This window comes from Mesorhizobium sp. J18, from assembly GCF_007829525.1.
Taxonomy (GTDB): Bacteria; Pseudomonadota; Alphaproteobacteria; order Rhizobiales; family Rhizobiaceae; genus VLJP01.
In genome coordinates this window covers 132,173-135,379 of the sequence record NZ_VLJP01000078.1, presented here as the reverse complement: position 1 = coordinate 135,379, position 3,207 = coordinate 132,173, and the positions used below count along the sequence as shown (strand labels likewise).

Annotated in this window: 3 protein-coding genes; all 3 read right to left on the bottom strand. The window is 66.4% G+C overall.

Features of this window, described 5'->3' with window-relative positions:
- The coding region (locus tag L598_RS20415; protein ID WP_186445132.1) for a helix-turn-helix domain-containing protein at positions 1 to 141 on the bottom strand (141 nt) is incomplete at its 3' end.
- Positions 142 to 258: 117 nt separating this feature from the next.
- A complete protein-coding gene (locus L598_RS20410; protein ID WP_144865680.1) occupies positions 259 to 660 on the bottom strand; it encodes a hypothetical protein in 402 nt (133 codons plus the stop codon).
- Between the two features lie 29 nt (positions 661 to 689).
- On the bottom strand, positions 690 to 3,207 hold a 2,518-nt coding region (locus tag L598_RS20405), incomplete at its 5' end, for a chromosome segregation SMC family protein (RefSeq protein WP_144865708.1).

Here is a 3,207-nt window from a genome sequence, read left to right as displayed (position 1 = left end):
GGTCGCCCGGTAGCGCTGGTGCCACTTCACCGCCGAGGAAACGGCAACGCCAAAGCGGCTCGCAGCCGACCGGCAGCTCTCGCCGGCCTCGATCGCACCGACCACGCGCTCACGAAGATCATTGGATAGAGGTGCTGTCAAAAGATGCCGGCCTCCTTCCCAGCAAGCATCTTGAATCACAAAATCAACCAAACCGGAATCCCTCCCGATTCTGTCAAGCGCTGAAACGCTCTAGAGTATCCGATCAGCCGCCCATCATCAGGCGCTTTTGGGCAGCATCGCCAGCACACGACGCAATTGACCGGTGGCGAGCGCGACATCGGGCGCCTTCTGCATTGCGATCAGATAGTGCAGGCGGAATTCTGCATCCTCGCCTTGCCTCTCGCCCAACAGGCGTTCGAGTTCCTCGCGGAAAGGCAGCAGATCGCCGGGAACGGCGATCTCGCCCTCCTTGCGCATCTCGTCAAGGCGGACGATGAGTTGCGAAAGCCCGTTCGTCCAGGAAAAGCGCGGATCGCCAATGACGGCGAAAAGCAGCGTATACGGGTTCTGCAGCTTCGGGTCGTCCCCGGCCTCGGCTATGATCAAGGTGCGATGGAAGTTCATCAGCGCAGATGACAGTTCGCCGGCAAGCGCGGTTACGTCGGGCAGGTCATCCATGATTTTCTCCCTGCCCCCGGAATAGCAGATTATCCCGCTTCGCGCATCTGCTCGGCGGTCTGCAGGTCAACGGAGACGAGCTGGCTGACGCCCTGCTCGGCCATTGTGACGCCGAAGAGGCGGTTCATGCGCGCCATAGTGATCGGGTTGTGCGTGATGATGACGAAGCGCGTTTCGGTCGAGGTCGCCATTTCGTCCATCAGGTTGCAGAAGCGCTCGACATTGTGGTCATCAAGCGGCGCGTCCACCTCGTCGAGCACGCAGATCGGCGCCGGATTGGTGAGGAATACGGCGAAGATCAGCGCCATGGCGGTCAGCGCCTGCTCGCCACCCGAAAGCAGGGTCATGGTCTGCGGCCGCTTGCCGGGCGGGCGGGCGAGGATTTCCAGCCCTGCCTCCAGCGGGTCCTCGGATTCGACAAGCTGCAACTCGGCGGTGCCGCCGCCGAACAGATGCGTGAACAGCCGCTGAAACTGCGCATTGACGACGTCGAAGGCGGCAAGCAGCCTCTCGCGGCCTTCCTTGTTGAGGCTCTGGATCGCCTGGCGCAGCTTGCGGATCGCCTCGATGACGTCCTCGCGTTCCGAGACGATGGTTTCCAGCCTTTCGGAAAGCTCACGCTGCTCCTCCTCGGCGCGCAGATTGACGGCACCGAGCCGTTCGCGCTCGATCTTCAGCTTTTCCAGCCGGCGCTCGACCTCGCCCATATCCGGCATCGGATCATCGGCTTCGAGCCCGGTATGGCGGATGACGAGATGCGGCGGCACGGCCAGCGCCTCCTGGATACGCGCTTCCGTCTCCTTGCGCCGTTCCTCCGCCGCCGTCAGCCTTTCCTCGGCACGGGCGCGCTGTTCGCGGGCCTGGGCCAGCGTCTGGATCGCGTCGGTCGCCGCCTTGTCGAGCTCGGCCTGCCGGGTCTCGGCCACCTGCAAGCGGTCGGCGGCTTCCTTGCGCAGGCCTTCCGCCTGCGCAATCTGCGACAGAAGCGCCCTCCCCCGAGCGTCGATCTCGTCCGGGGCTTCGTCCAGCTTCTCGAATTCGGAAACCGCGTCGTTGCGCCTTTCGGTCAGCGCGGCGATCTGCCGGTCGGCATTTTCGGCACGCGAGACCCAGTTCCGGCGCTCTATTGCGATCGCTTCCAGGCGGCGCTTGCGCGCCTCGGTTTCCCGCGTCAGGCCTTCATGGGCGGCGCGCGCATCGGCAAGAGTCGCACGGTCGCCAGAGACCTCGGCCGTCAGCCGGTCGAGCCGGCCCTGCAGATCGCCAAGGTCGGGCAATGCGGCAAAGGCGGCCTTGGCCTCTTGCAGCGTCCGGATCGCCTCCTCGCGATCGTCGGAAATCCGCTGCCGCGATTCCTCAAGCGCGCTGCGGCGGCTGGCCAGTTCGCCGGATGCCTTTTCGGCCTGGGCCAGCGCGTCGCGTGCCTCGCTCAATGCCCGCTGCGCCTCGCGCACGGCTTCACGGCTGCGCCGCTCCTCCTCACTGGCGGCCTTGACGGCGCCCTCCGCTTCGCCGAGAGCAGCTTCCGCCTGACGGACCAGCCTCGTCGCCTCAGTCGCCTCGCTCTCCAGTTCGGCCAGACGGTTCTTCTGCGCCAGCCTTTGGGCTGCCGCCGTGGGGGCGTCGGCGCTTGCCGTGTAACCATCCCAGCGCCAGAGAGCGCCCTCGCGGCTGACGAGCCGCTGCCCCGGCTTCAACTCCTTCTGCAGGCGAGCGCCGTCGCCTTCATCCACTATGCCGATCTGCGACAGACGGCGGGCAAGCTGGTGCGGCGCGCGCACGACGTCCGAAAGCGGCCGCACGCCGCCTGGCAGCTTCGGGTCGTCCGGTGCAGGTTCGATCTCGCTCCAATGCACGGGGGCGCTGCGATCCAGCGGCACGTCGAGATCTTCTCCGAGGGCGGCGCCAAGCGCCGTCTCGAAGCCGCGCTCGACGCGCACCTGCTCCAGCACTGCCGGGAAGAGATCGCCGGTGGCGGCGTTGAGAATCTTCGCCAGCGTGCGCGCCTCGGTCTCGATGCGTGCCAGTTCCGCCCGCGCTTCCTGCAGCGGCGGGCGGGCGGCAGCCTCGCGGGCGCGGGCCTCACTGACAGCCTGTTCGGCTTCTGCCGCCGCCTTCTCCGCCGCGGCCAGCGCCTCGGTCGCCGCCTCCACCAGCGCCTTCTTTTCCGCCGGATCGGGCAGGCCGGCTATGCGGGAGGCTATATCCTCCAATTCGCGATCGGCATTCTCCAGTTGCCGATGCAGGCGGTCCTGCCGTTCGGTCGCGTCGCGGATGGCGCGTTCGGCCTGGTTGCGCGATGCCGAGGTTTCAGCCTTCTCGGCGGTGAGCCTGGCAAGCGATGCCTCGCTGGCGGAAAGCCGCGCAGTGGCCGACGTGAAAGCTTCGCTCGTTTCGGCCTCGCGCGCTGCGGCACCGGCATCGGCTTCCTTCAGCTCCGCTTCCTCGGCTGCCAGCCGCTCCAATACCTCGGCATTGTCACGGATCATCTGCTCTTCGCGGGCAATATCCGCCTCGAGTTGCTCGACGCGCTTCTGCAGTTCCTCC